1 protein-coding gene is annotated in these 2,319 nt (G+C 73.0%); it reads right to left on the bottom strand.

Annotation, left to right across the window (positions count from 1 at the left end; translation table 11 throughout):
- On the bottom strand, nucleotides 1-1,854 hold a 1,854-nt coding region (locus SZN_RS36750; RefSeq protein ID WP_007506094.1), incomplete at its 3' end, for a hypothetical protein.
- Nucleotides 1,855-2,319 lie beyond the last annotated feature (465 nt).

Here is a 2,319-nt window from a genome sequence, read left to right as displayed (position 1 = left end):
GGCCGCGGCTTCGGCACGGGCCTGAGCTGCGGCGGCCTGCCGGGCGCGGACCTGTTCCCACTCGTGCACCTGCGCCCATGCCCTGGCCGTCACGTCCTGATGCAGCTGCTTGGCGGTCGCCTCCCGCCGCTCCGCATCCGAGGCGCCGGGCATCGCGGCGTCAACGGCGGCCGCGACCGCGCGGCGCTGATCCCGGCGGTCTGCCTGCTTCTCCGCGCACCGGGGGCAGTCCTGGCCGGAGTCGAGCAGCACCCGGTCGTCGCACCGCACGTCGCCGCACTGCTGACGCTGCGGCAGACCGACGCCGATCAGCCAGCCCACCGGGTCCTTGATCGGCCCGGCCAGCCGCATCTGGTCGGCCAGGCGCCGGGCGAGCCGGTCGGCGAGGACCTGCGGGGCATCGGCGCGGCCGGCGAACCCGACCACCCTGCCCAGCTCGCTGCGGGCGGCGGCCTCCACCAGGCGGCGGGCGGCCTGACGCTCCAGCCGCGCCCACACTAGGTCCACCGGGGACAGGACGGCCCGCAGATCCTCCGGCGGCAGAGGCACCCTCCCCCGCTGCTGCCTGCCCTGACCCTCACCGGCCACGACCCGCACCGGGCCGCCAGCTACCGGCCCGCGGCCGGGCTTCTCGCTGCTGATCGACGGGGACTTCTCCTGCTGTTCCCCGCGGAGCGGGCCGCCGTCCTCGCGCACGCACGCGCGGTCCGGCAGACCGTGGTTCCCACCACGGCCTTCGCCGGAAAAGCCACCATAGAGCGCAAGAGAACCACCGGGAGTAACCACAGAAGCGTGGAGAGCGTGGGGCTGTGCAGTTGCGGCGAGGTCTGCCGATCCGGCCATCCCGTCTTGTCCGGCGCCCTCCACCCCAGTCGTCACAAGGGTCTCGCCCGTCTCGCCGGACTCAAGATCTCCGGATGCAGTACCGGCGAGGTCTGAAATCAGGGCCTTCGCCGCCTGGCGGGCCTCCCGCACGGCCACGCCGTGGGCCTGGGCAACCGGCACCAGGCGCACCCGCGACTGCGCGTTCAGGCCCGAGCCGGTCTCCTTGCGCACCACGTCCGCGACCCCGTGCTCCTGGAGGCGCTTGAGCACCTTCGCCCCGGCCGCCGCCGTGCAGCCCAGCAGCCGCGCGACCGTCGCGGCAGGACGCCCACGGCTGGTGTCCACTGACCCGGGGCACAGCTGCAGCCAGCCCGCCGAACCCGTCGTCAGCACCATCAGCAGCAACCCGAGCCGGTCCGTCGCCGCGCCCCGTCCCGTACGCCCGGCGAGCAGCCCGGCCGGGACGACCGGCTTGTCCTTCGGCGCCCACCCCGGACCGAACAGCACCTCGATGAGGCTCAGCAGCACCGCCAGCTCCGAGCGGGACAGCGCCAGCGGGTGCCGCCGGTCGCCGGCCTTCTGCGCCCGGTACATCGGGATAACCCAGCACTCCAGGCCCGTCGCGTGCCCGAAGGCGTTCGTCGCGACGTTCGAGCCGAGGAACCCGGCGCCGCGCAGCTCGGGTAGCACCGTGTGCGCGACCGTCGACTGCGACACCCCCAGCCAACGCCCGAGCTCCGCCGCCCAGATCGACGTCTCGAAGTCCTTGCGCACATCCGCCTTCGCGGTCAGCACCACCGACGCCAGCCGCGCGCCGTCCGACGCACCGGCCAGCGCCGGGGACGTCACCAGCGCGCGCACCGCCGCGAGCAGCCGGGCCCGCATCGTCTTCGACAGCTGGAGCGGGTTACCCAGCTCCAGCTGCGCGACCGGACCGGCTTGCGCCGAAACCGACCGCAGCCGACGACGCGACGCTCCGCCAGCGAACTTCGTGCGCGGGCGCGGGAGCACGGCGGCCGACGCCGCCATGGCGCTCACCGGCCCACCCGGACGGACGAGAAAGAGATCATCTCGGCAGCCTTGCGCAGGTCGCCTGTGGATAGATTCCGAGCAGTGGCGAAACCCCTGCTCCCTCCCGCACGGCGGGCAGGAACTTCGGATCGCGTCCCGCCCCACGGGACGGAGCTCCGGAGTACCGCGGCGGCCGGCGCCGCCAGGAGGACATGGGCCCCCCTCTCGGTATAGGTGTCGCGGACCGGGGTCCGTGTGACACTTCGACCCCAAGAATCTTCGTGACTAATGCCGCGAACAGGGCAAACAGGGTGAGCGAATCCCGTCACGCGGGAAGGGCGAGGGGCTCGAACCGGTGTGAATCGGGCACGGTCGAGCTGACAAGGGGACACCAGGTCGTGCACTATGGCGGGGACACCAACTCTCATAAGCGAGCCGGACCACCCCGCAACGCGGGACGGCCGACGAACTGACTGGGAGGCA

Origin of the sequence: Streptomyces zinciresistens K42, from assembly GCF_000225525.1 — a bacterium.
In the GTDB taxonomy this organism is placed as follows: domain Bacteria; phylum Actinomycetota; class Actinomycetes; order Streptomycetales; family Streptomycetaceae; genus Streptomyces; species Streptomyces zinciresistens.
The sequence above is the reverse complement of the archived record's forward strand: the minus strand, read 5'-3'. Positions and strand labels throughout refer to the sequence as shown.